Origin of the sequence: Streptomyces sp. NPDC002730, from assembly GCF_042888805.1 — a bacterium.
In the GTDB taxonomy this organism is placed as follows: domain Bacteria; phylum Actinomycetota; class Actinomycetes; order Streptomycetales; family Streptomycetaceae; genus Streptomyces.
In genome coordinates, this window is record NZ_JBIAQG010000024.1 from 13,636 (window position 1) to 33,128 (window position 19,493).

Here is a 19,493-nt window from a genome sequence, read left to right on the forward strand (position 1 = left end):
CAGCGGCAAGTGCGGGCGGCGGCCGTACGGGTCAGGGCGTGCTGCCGGGAGGCGCACCGGACGGAAGCTGCGCGGGCGGCGTACTTGGCTGCGGATGGCGGCCGGTCAGATGCTTGACGCGGTTCTCCAGCGCGAAGGCCACCGTCGCCACGGGCACGTGCTGCCTGACGTCGTGCCGGTGGCGCACGCCAAGACCGGGCATGCGGTCCGGATCACGGATGACGGGGGTGGCGTCGGTGAGCGCACGGGTCAGGGCGGCGACCAGATGGGGCGGGGTGGTGCCGTCCAGGCACGCGCCCCACAACTCATCGTCGGGGGTGCGGCCGTCGGCGGCTGTGATGAACCAGTGGTCGAGGCCGTGTTCGATGGTGTACTTGACACGGACCACGCCGTCGGGCGACACGAGGCCGCTCTGGCGGGGGTCGTCGCGCCAACCTGCCTGCCGCAGAAGAGCGGTGGGCGGTGTGGCAGCGCGCAGGGCGCGGGGGTTTGTGAGGGCGTCGGTGAAGGCGGCGATGATCTCGACTGGCGTGTGGGCGTCGAAGGTGGCCGTCCACGCCGGCTGGTCGTCGGTGCGGGCGTGGCCGATGGTCCACCACGGCTCGTCCGGGTCCGGGTCGATCCGCAGCGCCGCCTGCTGGTTGGGGCTGGTGAGCAGGACACGGGGCATCAGCGGATCGTGGCCGTAGCTCCAGCCGCTGGCCCGGTGAAGAGGGACGGTACCCCAGCCCGGATCGCCGCGGCCGGCGAGATAGACCGGGGAGACGAGCGTCAGCTCGACGGTGTCGCTCACGCCCGTCACCGCCGGACCGTGGACGATGCGGCGGCGGCCTTGGGCACGGGCGCCGTCGTCGACAGTGTCGGCGCGGATGCCGTCGACTGCTTCTGCGCCAGCGCGTTGACGGCGAAGAGCGCCTGGCCGTGGATCGCCCACTGGTCGAGGTAGGACCAGGCTTCCGCGTAGCTCTCGGCGAGCGGTTCCTCGTACGCCTTCGTGCCGGGCACGGCGCTCTCGGGCAGCGCGTCGCGCACCGCGCGCCAGTCATCGTGGACTGCGTACAGGCGTTCCGTGGCCTCGTGCACTTCCCGGACCTGCCAGGCGTAGCGGCGCGTCCGGTCGGAGGGCGACAGCTGGGCGAGCTGCTGTTCGGCGACGTGCACCAGTTCGTCGGCGTGGCAGTACACCCGGCCGAACGCGGACAGGGTGTCGGCGTCGCGCTTGTGCTGCCGCAGGCCGTACGCGTCCTCGTCGTGGGGCTGGAACGTCTTGGGGTCGGAGCGCTGGTCGGAGTAGAGGTCCCAGGCGGCGAGGATCTGCCGGCTGTGCCGCAGATAAATGGCGAGTTGACTCAGGCAGAGCCGGTGGGACGGGCTCCCGGGTTCGATTGAGATGGTCAACAAGGGCCTTTGGACGACGGATGTGATGGGGGCGTGGTGCGGAGCGGCCGGGACCGCTCCGCACGGTTCAGCGGCTCCGGGCCGCAGATACGGGCGGCTCGGCGGCGAGTGCCGCCGGAACAGGACGCGCGGTGGGCGGGGCACTGCGACGGGCCTTGCGGGCGGCGGACTCGCTGGCTTTCAGCCGCGCCTCATGGGCTGCGGCTAGCTGCTCGCCCCGGGCGCCACGCTCCACCTGAGTGACCAGGTGGGAATGCGGGACGTCGTAGTGGCCACGGGAGACGGGCGCGGGGTCGACGAGGGCAGCGGCGAAGCCGGAGAGCAGGTGGCGGGGAGTGCGGTCGTCGAAGTACGCGTGCCACAGTCGCCGGTGACCGCCGAGGCCGGTGGGCAGCGCTACTTCGGCAGTCCAGCTGAACCAGTTGCTGTCCAGCGTCGCTGAGCGCTCCATGGTGGTGACGCCGTCCGGATGGCGGGCACGTTCGTTGCCCCGTTCGTCGCGCTCGTAGCTCCAGCCGACTGCCTGCAGCGTCGGCCAGATGTCAGGCCCGACCTCCGGTGCGGGCTGCAGGAGGGCGTCGGTGAATCCGGCGATGATCTCGGCGGGCGTGTTGCCGCCGAGGGAGGCGTGCCACTGCTTCGAAGAGATCCGCCACCAGGACGCGAACGAATCCGGCGTGGGCTCCAGGACGAGCGTGTGCCGGTAGTCGGGGCTGGCCAGAACGACGTGGGGGAAGTCGGGGTCGCCGTAGTTCTTCCACCCGGCGGCCCGCAGCGCCTGGGTGACATGGCGCGGGTCGCCGGGACCTGCGAGGTGCCGGGGCGTGGTGTCGAACCAGATGCGGGACCGGGGATCGTCGGCCCTGCTGGCGATGTAGGGACGGGTCACGAGGCCGTCGGCGGGCCGGCGGGCTCAAACGTGTAACCGCTCAGGTGCTGCACGTCCCAGTGCAGGACATGCCAGTCGGTGGCTTCCTGAGCGGCCTCCCGGAGCCCGGTGATGATCAGTCGGATCTCGTCGGTATCTGCACTGGTCTGCTGGGCGATGAGACGCGCGGCGCTGCGCAGGACGTCGCCGAGCAGGATGGGGATGCCGGTGTCCTCGTCGAGGAGGCCGGCGAGCAGCGGCAGTACCTCGGAGGCGGGCGGATCGGTGCGCAGATAGTCCTTGACCTGGGCCAGGGTGGCGGTCGCCTGCGCGACCTGGTCAGAGCTGGGAAGAGAGGGGTGGGGCATCAACATCCTTGCGGAGAGCGGGAATTCGGGAGGTTCTGCGGGTGCCTGTTCAGCGGCGTCTCCTGTGGCGGGCCTCGCCGGGTGGGGGCGCCGGCCCTGCTGAGGAAGGTCCGGGCGGTCCCGGTTGCCGGGCGGCTTCGAGCCGCTGCAGATGCCGCAGGCGGTGCTGTTCCGGTGTGACGACGCTCCGGTGGGAGCCGAGGAAGCCGAAGGTGAGGCCCGGCGTCTGCCCCTTTGTGCGCAGCAGCGGAGTGGGGTCGGCGAGCGCGGCGGCCGGAGCGGCTTCGTCGATGGAGGAGTTCCAGATCCACCGGTGCCGCCCCTCGGAGGGGGGGACGGAGACTTGGACGGCCCAGCGCCATACGGGTGTTTCGGCGAGCGAGGAGACCCAGGACAGGAGCGCGGTTTCATCCGGGGACAGAGCGGCCCGTTCTCTCCCGGTCCGGAGCAGGGACCAGCCCCGGCCGGCTGCGAGGTGCCACAGGTCCGTCTCCGGCGGTGGGGCTGCGCTGTTGAGGGCGTCGGTGAACCCTGCGACCACCTCGACGGGCGTATTGCCGCCGAACTGGGCGGACCACTCGTGGTTCTCGGCCGGGTGGATGCGCCACCAGACGCTGTGTGTGTCGAATTCGGGTTCCAGCGTAAGGCGGAGGTGGTGGTCGGGGCTCTCCAGCAGCACATGCGGAAAGCCGACGACCGAGTGGTTGCTCCAGCCGGACGCGAGCAGGTACTCGGTCACGTGCCGGGGATCGCCCCCGCCGGCGAGGTGCCGCGGCGACACCTCGTCCAGCCGGCGGACGGCGTTGACGCGGTGCAGGGTGGGGCCGTTGACGCGGGAGTAGAAGCGTTCGTGGCTCACCGCATCCGCCCGGCCTTGGCGTACGGGCGTGCACCGGGGCCTTGGGGACGCGCCTTGTTGGTGGCGAAGGTGTTGCTGGCCCAGGTGGCGGCGCGGGCCGCGGTGATCCGGGCCTGCTGCCACGCGCTGAGCTGCGAGGGCAACACGGACACGGAGGTGGTGCGGATCTTCTGGGAGGGCGGGACGTGACCGAGGGGCCGCATCACCGGCTGCGGATCGGCGAGCGCGGTGCTGAACGCCTGCACCAGGTGCATCGGCGTGGTCGGCGTGAACATCGCCTCCCATACCCGGCCGTGTTCATTGCGGGCACCGGCCCACCAGTGCGCCTGTCCCGGAGCGGACTGGTGGAAGCGGACGACGGCGTCGCCGTCCCGGCTGCGGGCGGTGAAGTGCTGTCCCCGTTCGGTCTCCCAGCCCTGTGCCTCAAGCGGCGCCCACACGTTGGGAGCGTGCGCGGAGCGCGGCCGGGTCAGCGCGTCGGTGACTCCGGCCACGATCTCGACGGGGACCTGCCGGCCGAGCGTGGCGTGCCACGCCTCCTGCGTCTTGGTCGGCTTCCCGCTGATGGTCCAGCCGCCGGGCTGGGTGTACGGGTCGTACCCGATGCGCACCGACTTGTCCGGGCTGTCGAACACGACAGGGCCGCCGGTCTTGGACTTGTCCCGCCAGCCCGAGGCGCGCAGGAACTCTGTGACGTAGCGCAGGTCTCCGCCGCCGGCGAGGTGGCGGGGCTCGACGAGGTAGTGCCGCAGGGCCTGTTGGCCGGTGGGGCCCCAGCCGGTCCACTGCTGGTTCTTCTTCACCGGCGCCGCCGGATGACCATCGCCGAGGCGACCGGCACGGCGGCCGGCGCGCCGGCCGGCCTGCTGGACGGGGCGGAGGGCCTGGCCACCTGTTTGATCGTGCCGGTGTGCTCGTTGAGGTCGACGCCCACGCTGTCGAGTTCGTTGGCGGCACGGCCGAGTGCGAGCCAGACCTCGGGCGGCAGGACGCCGTGCTCGGAGTGGACCTTCGCGAATCGCGATCCGGTTTCGACGAGTTGGGTGACCTCGCCGAGGATGCCGGTGTCGTTGTCCAGGACGTCTGCGAGGATCTGGGCCGCCTCGTGTGGCGGCGCCAGGGCGAAGAGACGGCGGAGCTGGCCGATCTGGCCGGCGATGCTGTCAGCCAGTTGTACGGAAGGGAGGTTCGAGTCGGTCATGTGCCTCCTGAACAGGCCGGTGCTGGGTGCTGGTTGTGGTGCTGAGGGATGCGGTAGCTGTCGACGAGGAGGAGCGCGTCGCGGCGGCGGGCTTCGTCGAGGGCTGCCTCGGGGCGTCCGCCCGCCAGCGGGATGGTGCGCTCCCGGCTGCCGACGGTGACGGCGCGCAGGTAGCGGCGGAACAGGGCGGTGACCAGACGGGGTTTGCGGCTGGCGGTGATGGGGGGTGGCGTGCGGTCGGGTTCGTGAGTGACGGCGGGCTCCTGGGGAGGGTGGGGTCGGCCCCGGTGGGCCGGGGCCGGCGTTGTCGGGCGGTTAGCGCGTACGGCGCGGTCGCGCAGAGCGCGATGCCGGTGTCGGTGGCTGTCGGTGTGCCGCCTGTGCGGCGAGTTCGGCGCGGTAGGCCGTGCCGCCGAAGAGGCCCGCGTCGATGTCGACCCGGTATCCGGCACGGGCCAGCAGGGGCGCGGCCCGGTCGGCCATGGCCGTCATGGCGATCTCGTCCATCTGGTCGGGGACTTGATGCCAGACGTTGTCCAGGGCGCTGTGCCGGTCGAGACCGAGGCCGTCGAGCAGGGCCAGGAGACGCTCGGAGGCGCCGGTGCGGGTGTCGACGTAGATCGTTGTGTCGCGGTGGTAGAAGGTGACGTCGATGTTGTATTCATCGGCGAGGCTCACCGGCGGCGTGCCCCTGCCGGACGGTCCGTGGTGCGTACTGCGGCCATGGCGGGCGGCGGCGGGGCTGGGGCGCTTTGGTTGCGCATGGCCGTTGCGGCGTCGGTGTAGGCGGCGGCGTCCCAGATGTCATCGTCGATGTGGACCACGTATCCGGCCTTGTGCAGCCAGGGCACCGCATGGGTGGCGAGCTGCTTCTTCGCGTCCGCGTCGAGGTGGGCGGGTGCTTCGTGCCAGACGTAGACGGGCCCGGGGGTGGGTAGGGTCCGGCGCTCGAAGCCGAGGTTGTCGAGGAGGGCGAGCAGCTGCTCGGGCGCGTCGGTCGGGGTGTCGGCGTGAACGGTATCGGTGAGGGGCTTGAGGTAGATCGTGACGTCGGTGCCTTCGTCGTCGGCACGGTTTCCCACGTGCGGTTGCTCCTGTGCGGGTCGGGGCTATCGCCGTCGCGTGGACGGCGCGGACGAGGTGGCGTGCGGTGCGGCCTGGTCGCGGATCAGCGTGATGCGTCGTGTGTGGTTGGACAGGCTGCTGGTGCTCTCCATCAGCTGTTCCGCCGGTTCTTCATCGAGTCCGGCTTCGCGGAGCCGTTTGCCCCACGTCGCCCATGTGGAGATCTAGGACCGCACCGCCTGCGGGAGCACCCCTTCCTCCGGTGCGGCGATCTCTGTCAGGAGGGCGGCAACGTCGCGGTCGGTCTCGGCGGCGCGGGCGCGCGACTCGAGCTGGGCGAGGTAGCGGCGGGCTGCCTGCCGGTCGCCGTCCGGAGCAGTCAGGGTGTTCGGGGAGGGATCGAGGTGGACGCTGTACCCGGCGAGGAGCAGGGCGTGGGCGGCGGCGGTGGCGCCGTGCCGCTGCTCCTCGACGGGTGCGGCAGACGGTGGTAGTTGCGAGCGGCGCCCGGGGCGGAGTGGAAGTCGCCGGCGGTCTGCGGGATGCCCGCCGCCGATGGCGAGGACCAACTGGGTGCGGGGCACGGGTGATGGTGACGTAGTTGAGGTCGAAGGAGACCAGTTCGTCCTCGCCGCGGGGCGTCATCGGCCCCGGTACGGGGAGGTGACGGGCGGGCCCGGCGGCGCGACCGGGGCGGTGCCCAGGGCGGACCGAGCCTGCGGATGACGCAGCACGGTGCCGATGCCCAGCTCGGACAGACGATCTCCGGTGGCTCGCACGGAGGCGGCCTGGTGGGCGGTGTCGTCCCCGGACAACACGAAAGCGTTCCGGTCTGGCGCGAAGACGAAGCCGTGGTCGGTCAGGGCCTTGGTGACGTCGGCACGGTCGGGCTTGTCGACGACGATGGCTTCACCGGACCAGGTCATCACGACGTGTTCTGGCTCGGTGGGCCGCGGTGCCGCGAGCCAGGCGGCGTTGCTGCGGACCTGGGCGAGGGCTTTGTCGTACCGCGGCAGCAGGTCGTGGGTGATGTCCTCGGCGGCGCTGAACGGATCGGCGACCGCGGCTATGCCGTCGGGCTCGCGCACGCCACGGAATGCCTCGTCCGGTGCGTCGTCGGGGGCCATGGCGGCGATCAGGTAGCCCTTGCCGTGCCCGGGCGGGTCGGCGACGAACAGGCGGGTTCCGTCGTCGCGGGTGAGGACGGCGCAGTGGTCCACGGTGTGCTTGGCCAGAGCGTCGGCGACGTCGTTCATGTCCCATACGCGGTCGGTGAGGGCGCCGTGGTCGTTGTTGCTGCCGCGGTCCGGGTGGTACGTGCTGCTCCAGGCGCCGGGCAGTTCGCCGGCGAGGACGGCAGCGAACGAGCCGAGACTGGTGTCGGGGGTGGGGTCGTGCATGGTCTCCTCGAAAAGGGAAGGGGCGCGGGTCAGCGCCGCGGGCGTGCCGGTGCGGGGGCGACGGGCACGGCGACGGGGCTGGGGGCCAGGCGCGGCGGAGGCGGCGGGCAGGCGCAGACTGCGGAGGTTTCGCGTTCGTCCGGTCCGACCTCGGCGGTGCACGCGCGGCGCTGGGGATGGTCCTGGTGCCGGTCGGCGAGGTCGTCGCGCATGTGCGCGAGATCGGACCACAGGACGGCGAGCCGGTGCTCGGCGAGGTACCGCAACCGCTTCGCGGTGTACGGATCCGGTGCCTGGCCGAGGTCCTGATAGAAGGCCGCGGTGGCCGCGAACACCTCGCCGAGAGCGATGAGCACCCCGTCGTGAGAGGCCGTCAGTTCGGTCAGTATGTCGGCGACCTCGTCGCTGGTGGTGGCTTCGCGGATCCGCTCGGCGAGGTGCGCGACCTGTGATCCAAGCGGCAGATAGTGCGGCTCGCGTGTCTCGGTGTCGAAGGCGTCGTCGGCTTCGACGCCGTACTTGACGGCGCGGAGTCGGGCGACGGCGCGTGTGGCGAGACGTTTCTCCTCGGCTTCGTCGAGGCCGACGGGCAGGCGGTGATAGGTCTCGTGGAGGCGGACGACGGGGACGAAGCCGGTGCGCTGGAGGATGCTGTGGGCTTCGGGATCCCCGCCGCGGGCGAGGACTTCCCCGGAGTGCACGTCGCGCCCCAAGGTCAGGAAACGATCGGCAAGGGCCAAGAAGGTGTTCTTTCAGACGTGTCGGCGGGCAAGCCGGGTGCCGGGCGGGCCGGGCGCAACGGTCACCGTCGGAGCAGGGGGCGTTGGTCGTGCAGGGGCCGTCCGAGCAGCTGCTGGCAAGGCAGCGGCCATGGAATCAAGATCCTGTTGGATGCCGTGCAGGCGGCGAGCGATCAGCTCCAGCTGGTGCGCGCTGTCGGGACCGTACGCGGCCGGCAGGCGGTCGAGACGGTGGGCGGCGTGCTCGACGAGGCCGCGCACGGTGGACAGCGGCCCGGTGCGGTCGTCGGCGAGCTGCCGCAGCAGACCGGCGACCTGCGCAGTGGCATCGGCGGTGTCGGCCTACCGGCTGGGGCGTCCAGCAAACCGGGCTTGCTGGACGGCCTGCTGCGGATCGGGGCCGGTGCGGGGCGAGATGAGGCCCAGCTCGGCCTCCATGCGTCGGCTCTCCGCGGCGAGGGCTTTGTGCAGCTGGTAAGGCTGCGTGGTCCATGAGCCATCGGACCGAATGAGGTTGGCGAGGAGATCGAGGCGGCCGGGCTGCGCCTGAACGGCGATCCAGCGGCAACCGTGATCGTCCCCGGGGCGCTGGATGCCGGCGGTGCGAGCGATCCGGTGGGCGATCTCGGCCCACTCGGGGCCGGTGAGGTCGCGGTCGTCCGGGTGCAGGCGTATGGACACGTGACAGATGGCGCGGCGGTCGCCGTGCGGACTGGCCGCGAAGGGGTGCTGCCAGATCGGGTCGTCCAGATGCTCGGCACAATCGGCCGACGTCCAGGTCCTCTGCTCGTCGTCGAGGGTGTAGTGATCCAGGCCCGGCCAGTGGGCGACCACCGTGTGGTCGGTCAGGCCCTCCCGAGTGCTGACGAGCCGGTCCAGCGCCTCGGCGACCGCTTCGTTGGGATCGATGCCTCGCTCGTGGATGCGAATGATCATGAAGGAGTGATGTTCCGGCTCGTTAGGGCGTGTTGGGTGAGGTCGCGAGCAGTGGTGATCAGCGCATGCTCGCGGACCAGGTCGGCGTGGATTGCCGGATCGCCGGGCGGCAGTAGCTCCAGGGCGTGGCTGATGGCGGTGAGGGCCTCGGGGTAGTGGCCCAGGCTGCGCCGGGCCGAGGCCATGCGGAACAGTGCGATCGGATCGCTCAGTCCGCCCTCGGGGAGCAGCCCCACCAGGGCAAGCAGCATGGGAGCCCGTCCGGGCAGGAGGCTGCCCAGCCACACCCCGTGCAGCAGGACGTGCACCGTCTTGGGGTGAGCGGAGGCGGCTACGAGCACCCGGTCCATGACGGCGAGGCCATCCGGGCGTGATTGACCCAACCGCGAGAAGGCGTAAAGCGCTTCGCTGTACGGGTCCTCGTTCAGCACGCTCACCGGCACCTTGTTCATGAGCGATTCGATGGTGCGGCAGCGGAAGTCGTAGCGCAGCGCACTGAGGTAGAGGTGCCGGTAGGTCCGCCACATCACTGGGTCGGGGCTGGAGTCGGTGACGTGCTCGGGAGTGAGCAGTACCAGCGCGCTGTTCTGGGCGGCGCGGGCGCGCCAGGCGACGTCGGTACATACCTCGGCCGACTCCTGCCAGGTCGCCTCCAGTTCGCGAAGTGCCTCGGCCAGAAGCACCGGCCACTCGCTGTCGGTGATCGCCTCGATGGCATCCGCAGCCGCACGGGTCAGGGCCGCGGCGCGCTCCGGGCCGAGTGCGTGTGTCACCGGCCGCCCCGGGCGTCAGCGACGTGCACCACCTGGTTGAGGTGGGTGACCCAGTACCAGCCGCAGTCGACGTCCTCTTCGGTGTCGGCCAGGCGCGGGACCAGGTAAGTGCGCAGCGCCTGCTGGTAGATGAGGCAGTCCGGGCACCGGCTGGACAGGTGCACGAGGTAGCGCGGGTGCGCGGTGATGTACGTGCGCTCGCCGCCGGCCGGGTCGTACAGGCGCCAGCCGTCCTCGTCGGTCGGGGTGTGCCACGAGGGGGTGACGACCTTGTAAGCGTCGCCCCACAGTTCGCTGCCCGATGTGCCCTTGAGGATGACGACCTGGTCACCGGGCCGGAAGTGGGCGTGGGTGACGTCCCGGTCGGGGGTGACGATGTCACCGGGGGCATGCGGATGGCGGGAAACGGGCACAGCAGGGTTCCTTCCACGAGGTGCGCGGGGAGGCGGTGGGAGGAACAATGATCCGGACGATCCCCGGTTTCGGTAACCGGGGATCGTCGGGTATACAGCCCCCGCGTCCTACCGGAACGGGTTCTCCGTTCCGATGTCGTCTGACGCCGCGGAGTCCAGGAGTTCGGGCAAGTCAGTGCCCTCAGAGTCACGCTGGTCGATCCACCATCCGGCGCGGGCAACGGTGCGGATCTTGTCTTCCAGGACGGCCCAGTCGGCCTCGTCCCAGGTGCCCTCGCTCACCAGCGCGCTGTACGCGGCGGTGACGAGTTGGTGGCGGGAGCGCTCGCCCCAGTCGAGGGCCTTGTCGGGTCCTTCGAGCGGCGGCATGTCGAACCGCTCGGCCCACTCGCGGGCGGCCTGCTGCTCCTCGGCGCGCTTGGCGGCGAGCCACGCCTCCTTGCCGGCACTGTCCTCGTCGCGGGCGGCCTTCCAGCAGTCAGAGCAGTCCCTTCCCGCGAGCCACCGGGCGAATCCGGCCCGGCGGTCGGCGGGGCGGTCGGACAGGTCATGGACGACCTCGTGGCCACACGGGTGTTCGACGGTCCACTTCGTACGGACAGCCATAGATGGATCTCCTTAAAGACGTTTGTAGAACGGAAAGTTGGGGGCAGGGCGCTTGCTCAGGCACGTCCGCGACGGGCCGCACGGGGGCGGCGTTGCCGACCGCGCTCGGCGGGGGTGTGGCCGGGGCAGGCGAAGAGCAGGACGGTGAGGGCGAAGGCGGCGCCGGCAGCGGGGAGCGCGGCGCTGGCGAGGACGTGGTCGGCGACGCGTCCGGCGAGCGCGGTGCCGGCGGCCTGGCCGGCGCCGATCGAGAGGATCAGCCACGCGTACGCCTCGCTGGTGCGACCCGTGGGGGTGAGGGCGTCGGTGGCCTGGTAGGCGCAGGCCACCACGACGGTGAGGAACGCGCCGGGCAGGACGACCGCGGCGATGGCCGCGTGCGGGCCGGGAAGGGCGAGCAGCGGCAGCCACCCGGCCAGGAAGGCGGCTGTGCCGGCCAGGAGTTGGCGCGTGGTGGAGCCGGGCCAGGTGCGGCGCCCGTAGACCAAGCCGCCGAGGAAGCTGCCTGCCGAGAATGAGGCGGGAAGCAAGCCGGACAGCATGTCCCGGCCGTGCAGCTCGGCCATGGCGACGGCCCAGACGTTCAGGGCGCCGATCGCGAAGCCGATGCCGGTGAGGGCGATGAACAGCGACACCAGCTCGGGACTGGCCAGCCGCCGGGCCGGGCCGTCGTCTGCGGATGCTGGGGCGGGTCGCCAGTGGCGAGACGGCGGCGCGGTCGCGACGACGAGGGTGCCGGCCAGACCGAGGGCGGCGGTGGCAGCGAGCGCGAGGGAGGGGCTGTGCGCGGAGGCGAGCGCGGCGACAAGGAGGGGGCCGACGATGTACAGCAGTCCCTGGGCGCCGGTGTCGAGGGCGAGGGCGGCGTGCCGTAGCCGCGGGTCGGGCAGCAGGCTCGGCCACAGGGCGCGGAGCCCGGCTTCGAGAGGCGGCGTGGTCAGACCGGCGGCGACGACGATCGTCGTGGCGAGCGCCGCTCCTGCGTACGGTCCGGCCACAGGGAGGGCGAGTAGCAGGGTGGAGTTGAGCAGGGCGGCCGGAAGGTGCACGGCCCTCTGGCCGTAGCGGTCCATGAGGCGTCCCTTGACCGGCTGGGACAGCCCGGACGCGAGCCCGTAGAGGGCGCTCAGCAGGCCGCCGAAGGCGATGCTGCCACCGGCCGCGAGTGTCCACAGGAGTATGGCCACCGGTGCCATGCCGTTTGGGAGGCGGCCGGTGAGGGTGCCGCCGAGGAGGCGGGCGACGTGCGGGCTGCCCAGCACCGCGCTGTAGGTGATGTGCGGTGCTGGGGCCGTCGAGGCGGTCAGGGACAACGGGAGCTTTCTGTCAGGGGACGTTAGGGGCGGCGCGTGGGGACCGTGGTGCGGGGCGGCGGCGCTGGCGGCGTTGTGTCCAGGGCGGGGCGCGGGCGGATCTGCGGCGGCTTGGGGGCGCGGTGCGGTGGCAGGACGGCGACGGTGGCGCCGAGGTCCTCGGCCGCGTTGTGGACTTCGCGGGTGAGGAAGTCGAGTTGCCGGCCGAGGACCTCGAGCCGGGCGGCGGCCTGTCGGCCCTGCACGGTCTCCAGAGCGCTTGCGAACTGACCGGCCACGTGGAGAAGTTCCTGCATGCGGACCATCGGTCCTGCATCGTGACCGTGCTGCGTGGCGGTGAGCAGCGTCTCGGAGACATCACCGGCCGCACGTGCCTCGAGGACGTCCTGGAGCAGTTCCTGCAGGGACACCTCGGGCGTCGGTGCCGGGCGGTTGAACCGTGAGACGTCCGGCCGCAGGACTCCCGGCGGGACCGCTCGCGGCAGCGCCTGCCCGGCCGCGTACTCGTGGACGTAGTGCCCGATCACTTCCCAGCCCGGCGCGTCCGGGTCGCCGGCCAGGGCGATCACGGTCGAGGTGTCGTCCTCGATCAGGTAGGCGAGCGTGATGCGCCGGCCGTCGGCCGCGTACCACGACTCGATCAGGTCCAGTTCGCCCCGTCGCTGCGCGGCCTGGGCCATCTCGGTCCACATCTGCCGTTCCTCGTCGGTCAGCTCGGGTTCGGGCTGGTGGTGCTGGTCGGCGAGGTCGGCGGCGATGGATCCGTGGTCCGCCCAGACGGCGAGGTGCGGCCACACGGCTGTGTGCTGTTCGCGTTCGGTCGCCGAGCCGGGGGCGGCGGGGCGGTCGAGGATGCGGACGATCTCGGAGTGGGAGGCGGCGAGGGAATCCAGCAGGGCTTGCCAGGCGGCGATGTGCCCGGCGGGCGGCATCTCGTCGAGGGCAAGACGGGCCGCGTCCAGCAGGTGGCCGGCATTCGCAGCGAGGTACGTGGCGTATGCCTCGACGGCCGTTTGATTCCGGCGGGCGCAGGCGGCTGCGGCGGCGTGGTGGTGGTGGACGGTCCGTCCGTAGCGGTCCAGGGTGGGGTCGAGCGCGGTCTCGGTCTCGCGGTCGATGACGGCCATTCGCAGCCGGAAGTCACGTGCTCGATGGGAGAGTTCGGTGGCCGTGGGAATGTCGGTGATCGCTTCTCCTGGTGGTCGGGGTCAGCGGCCGGCCCGGCGCCTGGGCGGAGCCTGAGCGGTCATGGCCGGTGGCTGTGCCGGTCCGGAGGATGTGGCTTTCTCGGCGGCGTCGGCGCGCAGGTCGGGGTCGAGGTGCACCGGGTAGCGGGCGGCGGTGAGCATCCCCGCCGCCCAGGTCGCGTGCTCCGTCTCCCAGTCGCGCCCCATGTCGAACGGGAGCCGGATCCAAGGACCGCGCAGCGTCGGCTCGAACAGGAACCCGGCGCGGCGCAGGACGTCTGCGGCGAGGGAGCCGAGGACGCCTTCGACTTCGACCTCACCGCCTTGACCGCGGGTGATGCGGATCGGCTCGGTTCCGGGCTTCACCGGGACCGCCCGGTCGCGGAGGCGGTGAGGTGGACGGTGGGTGCGGAGGCGGGCTTCGGGGGTATCGGCCGTGCGGATGGTGGTGAGGTGGTGGGCGCCGAACCGCGCTGGGATGAACGGCCGGCGGCGGCCTGTGCGATGCGGCTGCGCCGCTCCAGCAGCCCGTTGGGCCGGACAGGCCGTGGTGGGCTGGCCGAGGCTGCGGGGTCCAGGGCGACGTCGGCCTGCACGGCGTAGCCGTGGCGGCGCAGGTCGTGGACGGCCTGATGGGTGCGGCGCGGACCGTCGCGCTCGGGGTCGGTGAGCCGGAAGAGCCCGGGCTGGTCGGGGACGGGCTCGAACTGCTCCCGCACGAGGAACCAGTGGGCCAGGTGGGCGGGCATGGAGGAGGTGAAGGCGGCGACGAAGCCGTGCTGCTCGTGGGTGCCGAAGACGAAGTGGGTGCCAGAATCCAAAAGGTGAGGTCTCCTTACGGTGGTGGTGCCGCAGGGTTCAGCGGCGGGGGACGGGCCGACCCGGCGGGAGAGCGCGGGGCAGTGCCGAGACGGCCGGGGAGGAGCGCATGTCCAGGGCTGAGGCTCGTACCTGGCGCAGCAACGGTTCGCCGTGGGTGAGCCAGGTGTTGATGGCCGCGCATGTCCGCGTGCTGCGCTCCGGGCGGGTGATTGGGGTGCCCCCGTCCAGGCCCTCGGCGTCAGCGAGCGAGTCGGCCAGCTGTGCGAGAGCATCGGCGTCCTCGGGCGTTCTCCAGGGCGGGGAAGTGAGCGCCGGGCGGGCTAGCGGCGAGCGGCGGACCGCTTGGTGGTGCTTGCGGCCGCCGGCTGCGCCGGCAGAGCATCAGGCTGAGTGGCGCGGGGCGGGACGGTGGCCGGGACGGACTGGCCGGGCTTCCACCGCATGTAGCTGTCGCTGAAGCGCGCTCGCGGGTCGGTGTCCCAGTCCACGACAGGACCGCGGTCCTCCTCAGACAGACTGATGACCTCGATGCCGTGCGGGTGCAGCACGTAACCCCAATCCAGGCCACCGCAGTTCGCCTTGGTGATCAGCTCACGCTCAGCCGGCCTGCCGTCCGAGTTGATGACGCTGCTGTACTTGCGGCGGGAGAACTCCGTGCCGCCGGTCAGCTCCTGGCGCAGGTCGTCGGGAGCACCGTCGAGCAGGTCGGTGCCGAGCCCGGACCAGCCGTAGTCCACCTCGTCGATCAGATGACGGGCCATGGCCTCGATATCGCCGGCGAAGCGATGCTGGTAGGCGGCGAGCAGCAGCGGGAGTCGTCCGCTGGGGTAGCCGTCGAAGTGGACGTACATGCCGGCGAAGCCGGTCGGGGTGGGGCGCGCTATGAGAGAACGGGTGGACAGTAGGGCCTCCAGAGGGGTGCGGGCTACTGGCCGGGGGTCGGGCCGGCGGGCGGGGCGTTCGGCGGAGTCGGGGGAAAGCCGGAAGCAGCGCGGCTCCGGTCGGGGGCCGGGGCCTTCGGTGCCGGCGCGGGGTCGTATTCGGCGCGCAGCGCCGCCAGGTCGGCGTGGTCCGCGATGGCCAGCGCGGACAGGCTGCGGCCGGCTGCTTCCATGAGGAGCTTGGGCGGCGAGCTGTTCGCCGCTCCGCGGTTCTGGCCGCGCCATTGGGCGGCGGCCAGGAGGTAGTCGCTCACCGCGCGGAGCGCGGGTTCGGCCGCGTCCAGGAGATGGTTGGTGACGGCGTGGACCTCGGCGGGTGTCTCGGCAGCGGCGAGTGCGGCGAGGTACGGGGCCAGGTCCGGGCTCGGCAGCGGCTCGTCCGGAAGCGGGTGCTCGGCGAGGAAGGGTTTGGCATCCCGCCTCGCCCACCGGAGCAGGTCGTCGCGGGTGGCAATGCCGTAGCGAGCGGCGGCGATCTGCTCGGCGTCGCGGCCGACGTTGTCGCACAGCTCGAAATCGGGATGGGTCAAGGACACTCCTCGGTGTCGGAGGTGCGGGCGCGGGAGGTCCTACGCGCGGGTCGACGGGCCGGAGGTCACGGGCGGGCCGGAGGCGTCAGTGCGGGCGCACGTGTAGCCGATCAGCTGCGACGGGTCGGCCTTCGCGGGAACGGTGGCGGCGTCGCTGCACACGAACGTGTACTGGATGGAACTGCGCGGCACGCCGTGGAGCCAGGCCCGGTCGTCCTTGCCGGGGTTGATCTGCAGGCCGGAGTGCGCGACGGCGTCGGTCTGGGTGTGGGTGCGGGCGAAGAGGATCAGGGCGCCGCCGTCGGTGGTCTTGAGGGCGTAGGCGTTCTTGTAGCGGTTGGCGGCCCCGGCGAAGACGGTGGTGCCCTTGTCGCCGTACCGGGTGCCCGTCTTGTCGTGGACCTCGATCTGCTGCTTGCTCGCCTTGGTCGGAGCGAAGACCTTCGTTCCGGTGTTCGCGCCGCCGGTGGCGAAGTTGTCGAGGACTGCGGTGCGCAGGAGGTCGGCACCGGCCGCGAGCTGCTTGTTGCCCTTGGCGGCGACGGCGGTGGCGTAGCCGTCCCGGTCGAGGGCGACGTTCGGCAGCTTTTTGCCTTCGAGGTCGACGACGGACACCATCTCCCACCGCTTGTACTCCGGCCGTTCGGCGAAGACAGTAAGTCGGGAGGGGGCCGTGTCCTTCTGACCGGAGAGCGCGGCTGCGAACCAGCGGTCCTGCCCGGGGGTGAAGCGCGGGATGTACAGCTTGGCGCTGGCGGTGTCGTACGACCACGGCTTGTAAGGCTTGCGGTCGGCCTTGGGCAGGCCCTCGGTCTCCGTGTACTCCGAGACGGACATCGCGTACAGCGGGCCGTCCTCGAGGGTGTCGAGGAGGGAGCGGTCGCGCGTGGCGTTGGCCCTGTTGTTGATCTTCGAGTAGTGGGTGATGACGTCCTGGGCCTGCGCGGTGCTGAGTGCGGGCGTCGGCTTCGGCGTGGTGCTGGCGCTGGGGGCCTTCTTGGCGGCGGGGGTGTCGCTGTCGTTGGAGCAGGCGGTCGCGGCGATGGCGAGGCAGGCCATGGAAGCCATCAGCGGCAGGGTGCGGCGGGTGGTGCGGATGGGGGCGCTCCAGAGTCTTTCGGGCGGAGAGATCAGCGGGTGCGGGTGGTCGGCGAGGGCACGGCCGGCAGTGGGGTGACGCGCGCGGTGGCAGCCTGTGGGGTGCGGCGTGTGAGCTGGTCTGCGTCGTGGTGCAGTTGGCGGCCCGCCTCGTTGAGGTGGCGGCGGGCACTGTCGATCCGGACGTCAACTGTCGTGCGCGCGGCTCGTGCGGCATCGGCCCGCTCCGGTGAGCCGGGGAGGCCGCTGAGCTGGCGCAGGAGGCCGGCTTGGGCGACGGCTTCACCAAGGTCGGCCAGGGCGCGTCCGAGGGTGCCCGCCGCGTGCGTGAGCCCGGTGAACTTGCGCCGGGTGACGTCGGTCTCCTGACCGCGGTTGCGGCGAGCCATCCGGTCGGCGAAGGCGGCGGCGGTCGCCAGATGGACGAACAGTCCGGTGATGTCGACGACTCTCTCGTCGAGTTCGTCGAGGTTGTCGCTGCGGGCGTACCGCGAGTTGGTGAGCGGCAGGTCGTCGGCCGCGTTGTGGATGCGCTCGGCCAGTCCGTGCAGATGGCTCATGTCGTCGAAGGCGAAGGACAGGGGAACTCCGTGGAACACGTGGGGTTGGGTGAAAGGGCCCGTCAGCGGTGATGCGCGCGTGCGGTCTTCGGCGGCGTGGGCGGGAGACCGGGGCGGGTGGTCGGCGCGGCGTGGCGCAGGTTCACGCCGATTCCCTGCGCCGCGAGTTGGCGGGCCACGGCCTGGATGCGCAGGGCGCGACCGTCCTCGCCGTACGCGGCGGGCAGGAGGAAGGCGGCCTGGTGGGGGTGGTATTGGAAGCCGTGGATGTACAGCGTCATGCGGGCATCCGCGGGCACGCTCTCGTACGGGGCGCCGAGCGCCCCGTCGTCGTACCACGTCAAGGTGACGACTTTGGACACCTGCGGCGGGGCGAGCCGGTGCGGGGGCTCGGGCTGCTTCTCGGCGTTGCGGCGCACCGTGTGCCGGGCGCGCTCGTAGCGGGGCAGTACCCGGCGGGCGACCTGGGCCGCGGCGCGCACGGGATCGCTTGGGACGGCGATGCCGTTCGGTTCTGCGACGCCGACGAAGTGGTGGGGCTTGACGTCGTTGCCGTCGGGCTCGAGCGGGGCGACGACGAACTGGTGGCGGTATAGGGGCCGGTCGGCGATGTAGAGGTGCTGCTCGCCGGGCCCGTGGAGGACAGCGTCGTGGCCGAGGACGTACTGGCTGACGATGTAGTCGACGTGGCCGGCGTCCCAGAGCCGTTCGACGGTGGGGAATTGGTCCTCGTAGGCTGCGTGGCGGTGGTACTCGCTGGTCCAGGCGCCGGGCAGTCGTGCGGCGAGGCCGGCGGCGAAGGCGGACAGGTCGGTGCGGGATGGGGGCATGGGTTCCCAAGGTGAGCGGTGGTGAAAGCGCAGGTGGGCGGGTGCGCGGGCCGGATTTTGCGGGTTAATGCATCCGGGCGTCGGTGTCGAACAGCGACAGTTCGTGGGGGTGCAGGAGGTGCTGCACGATGAAAGATCGTCCGGCGACCTTCCACAGGCCCCTGCCGCGGTTGAGGTGCGCGATGCCGTCGGCTTCGACGGAGGTGAGGCCCAGGAGCACTGCCGTGGCGTGGAGTTGGTCGGTCTCCTGCTGGTAGATGATGCGGGTGGAGCAGTCGGCGAGCAGGCCCTCGGCGAGCGCTCGTCCGCGAGATCCGGCGTCGCCTGCGGTGAGCAGGTCGGACAGCCGGTGGATGACCATGAGGTTGGCGATGCCCAGGCCGCGGCTCAGCTTCCACTGGGACTGCATGCGCTGCAGGAGGCCCGGGTGGCGCATGAGGCGCCAGGCTTCGTCGTAGACGATCCAGCGTCGGCCGCCGTTCGGGTCGGACAGCGCGGACTCCATCCAGGCCGAGGCGCAGGTCATGGCGAGGACGAGGGCGGTGTCGTCGCCGGAGCCGCCCAGGCGGGACAGGTCGATACTGAGTATCGGGCTGTTCGGATCGAACGCCACGGTGGAGGGCGCGTCGAACATGCCGGCGAGGTCGCCGTGTACCAGGCGGCGCATGGCGTGGGCCAGGTCGCGGGAGGCGTCGCCGAGGCGGCCGGACATCATGCGGCCAGCGGCGTCGAGTTCGTCCGGGCTATTGAGCGTGGCGGCGATGTCGCCGAGCAGCGGGGTGCGTCCGGCCGTAGCGGCGCGGGTGACGACGGCGTCGAGGGCGACGTCGAGGCCGGTGTGCTCCATCGGCAGCAGGTCCCGCCCGAGGACGGTGCGGGCCAGGGAGCCGAGCAGCAGCAGGCGGCGCTTGCGGATCTCGTTCGCCCAGTCGGCCTCCGAGACGCTGTTGGGCCGAGGCGCGGCGTCCAATGGGTTGAGCTTGCCGGGCAGACCGGGCCCGAGAGCGATGGAGGTGCCGCCCAGGGCCCTGGCCACCGGCGTCCATTCGCCCTTGGGGTCACAAGAGACGTAGACCCGGTATCCGAAGGCGATCGAGCGGAGCGCAAAGGACTTGGCGAGCGCGGATTTTCCCTGACCGATCACGCCCGCGAGCAACACGTTGGGGTTGGTGAACCCCTCAACCTTGCCGTACAGCGCGAACGGATCGAAACAGAAGGACGCCTCTGCGTGCACGTCGCGGCCGATGTAGATGCCCTCGGCCCCCAGCCCGCCTTCGGCGAGGAACGGGTACGCCCCGGAGGCGGTGGCGGTGGTCATACGGTGGGCGGGCAGCTTGAGTTTGTTGTTGCGGGCCGAGGCGGGGCCGGAGCGTCCGGCGGGCGGGAAGAGGGGCAGCGGCATTTCCTGCTCCTCCGTGCCGCTGCCGGCCGTGTGGGCGGTGGCGGACTCGACGCGGGCCTTCGCGGCGGCCTCGGCAAGCTGCCGTCGGGCCGCCCTGCGGGCGGCACGATTGGTGCCGTGCGGGGTGAACAGGGGGCTGGCGCTGGCGCGACGCGCTCGGCGCGCGGGCCGGTGGCTCATGAC

At 71.6% G+C, this 19,493-nt stretch carries 26 protein-coding genes; all 26 read right to left on the bottom strand.

Features of this window, described 5'->3' with window-relative positions; all coding sequences use genetic code 11:
• Positions 1–31: 31 nt before the first annotated feature.
• The gene (locus tag ACFYXH_RS39625; protein WP_389573908.1) at positions 32–793 is read right to left on the bottom strand and encodes a DUF317 domain-containing protein; all 762 of its coding nucleotides are present in this window, start codon (positions 791–793) and stop codon (positions 32–34) included.
• A gap of 5 nt (positions 794–798) precedes the next feature.
• Entirely contained in the window at positions 799–1,398 is a 600-nt protein-coding gene (locus ACFYXH_RS39630; protein WP_389573911.1) for a hypothetical protein, read from the bottom strand.
• A 67-nt stretch (positions 1,399–1,465) separates the two neighbouring features.
• Positions 1,466–2,287, bottom strand: a complete 822-nt coding sequence (locus ACFYXH_RS39635) for a DUF317 domain-containing protein (protein WP_389573913.1) — start codon at positions 2,285–2,287, stop codon at positions 1,466–1,468.
• Positions 2,284–2,634, bottom strand: a complete 351-nt coding sequence (locus tag ACFYXH_RS39640; protein ID WP_389573916.1) for a hypothetical protein — start codon at positions 2,632–2,634, stop codon at positions 2,284–2,286. Before ACFYXH_RS39640 ends, ACFYXH_RS39635 begins: the two co-directional genes overlap by 4 nt.
• A 49-nt stretch (positions 2,635–2,683) precedes the next feature.
• On the bottom strand, positions 2,684–3,493 hold the full coding sequence (locus ACFYXH_RS39645; RefSeq protein WP_389573919.1) for a DUF317 domain-containing protein: 810 nt from the start codon (positions 3,491–3,493) through the stop codon (positions 2,684–2,686).
• Positions 3,490–4,296 (bottom strand): DUF317 domain-containing protein, encoded by an 807-nt coding sequence (locus ACFYXH_RS39650; RefSeq protein ID WP_389573922.1) that lies wholly within the window; start codon positions 4,294–4,296, stop codon positions 3,490–3,492. Before ACFYXH_RS39650 ends, ACFYXH_RS39645 begins: the two co-directional genes overlap by 4 nt.
• Complete coding sequence (locus ACFYXH_RS39655) at positions 4,293–4,694, bottom strand: hypothetical protein (protein WP_389573925.1); 402 nt, start codon at positions 4,692–4,694, stop codon at positions 4,293–4,295. Before ACFYXH_RS39655 ends, ACFYXH_RS39650 begins: the two co-directional genes overlap by 4 nt.
• A gap of 315 nt (positions 4,695–5,009) precedes the next feature.
• Complete coding sequence (locus ACFYXH_RS39660; protein WP_389573927.1) at positions 5,010–5,372, bottom strand: hypothetical protein; 363 nt, start codon at positions 5,370–5,372, stop codon at positions 5,010–5,012.
• A complete protein-coding gene (locus ACFYXH_RS39665) occupies positions 5,369–5,776 on the bottom strand; it encodes a hypothetical protein (RefSeq protein WP_385309948.1) in 408 nt (135 codons plus the stop codon). The genes ACFYXH_RS39660 and ACFYXH_RS39665 overlap by 4 nt, the downstream gene beginning before the upstream one ends.
• A gap of 207 nt (positions 5,777–5,983) precedes the next feature.
• Positions 5,984–6,343: a hypothetical protein gene (locus tag ACFYXH_RS39670; RefSeq protein ID WP_389573930.1), complete on the bottom strand. Its 360-nt coding sequence runs from the start codon at positions 6,341–6,343 to the stop codon at positions 5,984–5,986.
• 57 nt (positions 6,344–6,400) lie between these two features.
• Positions 6,401–7,159, bottom strand: coding sequence for a hypothetical protein (locus ACFYXH_RS39675; protein ID WP_389573933.1), 759 nt, complete (start codon positions 7,157–7,159; stop codon positions 6,401–6,403).
• A 29-nt stretch (positions 7,160–7,188) separates the two neighbouring features.
• Positions 7,189–7,899 (bottom strand): hypothetical protein, encoded by a 711-nt coding sequence (locus tag ACFYXH_RS39680; RefSeq protein WP_389573935.1) that lies wholly within the window; start codon positions 7,897–7,899, stop codon positions 7,189–7,191.
• Positions 7,900–8,241: 342 nt separating this feature from the next.
• Positions 8,242–8,835 carry a hypothetical protein gene (locus ACFYXH_RS39685; protein WP_389573938.1) on the bottom strand — a complete coding sequence of 198 codons (594 nt, stop codon included), beginning with the start codon at positions 8,833–8,835 and terminating at the stop codon, positions 8,242–8,244.
• Complete coding sequence (locus ACFYXH_RS39690) at positions 8,832–9,608, bottom strand: hypothetical protein (protein WP_389573941.1); 777 nt, start codon at positions 9,606–9,608, stop codon at positions 8,832–8,834. Before ACFYXH_RS39690 ends, ACFYXH_RS39685 begins: the two co-directional genes overlap by 4 nt.
• The gene (locus ACFYXH_RS39695) at positions 9,605–10,021 is read right to left on the bottom strand and encodes a hypothetical protein (protein ID WP_389573946.1); all 417 of its coding nucleotides are present in this window, start codon (positions 10,019–10,021) and stop codon (positions 9,605–9,607) included. The genes ACFYXH_RS39690 and ACFYXH_RS39695 overlap by 4 nt, the downstream gene beginning before the upstream one ends.
• 108 nt (positions 10,022–10,129) lie before the next feature.
• Positions 10,130–10,627, bottom strand: coding sequence for a hypothetical protein (locus tag ACFYXH_RS39700; RefSeq protein ID WP_389573949.1), 498 nt, complete (start codon positions 10,625–10,627; stop codon positions 10,130–10,132).
• Between the two features lie 56 nt (positions 10,628–10,683).
• Positions 10,684–11,940 (bottom strand): MFS transporter, encoded by a 1,257-nt coding sequence (locus ACFYXH_RS39705; protein WP_389573952.1) that lies wholly within the window; start codon positions 11,938–11,940, stop codon positions 10,684–10,686.
• A gap of 23 nt (positions 11,941–11,963) precedes the next feature.
• Complete coding sequence (locus ACFYXH_RS39710; RefSeq protein WP_389573955.1) at positions 11,964–13,067, bottom strand: hypothetical protein; 1,104 nt, start codon at positions 13,065–13,067, stop codon at positions 11,964–11,966.
• An 81-nt stretch (positions 13,068–13,148) separates the two neighbouring features.
• Positions 13,149–13,493 (bottom strand): hypothetical protein, encoded by a 345-nt coding sequence (locus tag ACFYXH_RS39715; protein WP_389573958.1) that lies wholly within the window; start codon positions 13,491–13,493, stop codon positions 13,149–13,151.
• Positions 13,490–13,948, bottom strand: a complete 459-nt coding sequence (locus ACFYXH_RS39720; RefSeq protein WP_389573960.1) for a hypothetical protein — start codon at positions 13,946–13,948, stop codon at positions 13,490–13,492. The genes ACFYXH_RS39715 and ACFYXH_RS39720 overlap by 4 nt, the downstream gene beginning before the upstream one ends.
• Positions 13,949–14,269: 321 nt before the next feature.
• Complete coding sequence (locus ACFYXH_RS39725) at positions 14,270–14,800, bottom strand: hypothetical protein (RefSeq protein ID WP_389573963.1); 531 nt, start codon at positions 14,798–14,800, stop codon at positions 14,270–14,272.
• A 74-nt stretch (positions 14,801–14,874) separates the two neighbouring features.
• Positions 14,875–15,420, bottom strand: coding sequence for a hypothetical protein (locus ACFYXH_RS39730; protein ID WP_389573966.1), 546 nt, complete (start codon positions 15,418–15,420; stop codon positions 14,875–14,877).
• 39 nt (positions 15,421–15,459) lie between these two features.
• Entirely contained in the window at positions 15,460–16,488 is a 1,029-nt protein-coding gene (locus ACFYXH_RS39735; RefSeq protein WP_389573969.1) for a hypothetical protein, read from the bottom strand.
• Positions 16,489–16,550: 62 nt separating this feature from the next.
• Entirely contained in the window at positions 16,551–17,117 is a 567-nt protein-coding gene (locus ACFYXH_RS39740; RefSeq protein ID WP_389573972.1) for a hypothetical protein, read from the bottom strand.
• A 23-nt stretch (positions 17,118–17,140) separates the two neighbouring features.
• Positions 17,141–17,908: a hypothetical protein gene (locus tag ACFYXH_RS39745; RefSeq protein WP_389573974.1), complete on the bottom strand. Its 768-nt coding sequence runs from the start codon at positions 17,906–17,908 to the stop codon at positions 17,141–17,143.
• 64 nt (positions 17,909–17,972) lie between these two features.
• Entirely contained in the window at positions 17,973–19,490 is a 1,518-nt protein-coding gene (locus tag ACFYXH_RS39750) for a VirB4 family type IV secretion system protein (protein ID WP_389573976.1), read from the bottom strand.
• Positions 19,491–19,493: the final 3 nt, after the last annotated feature.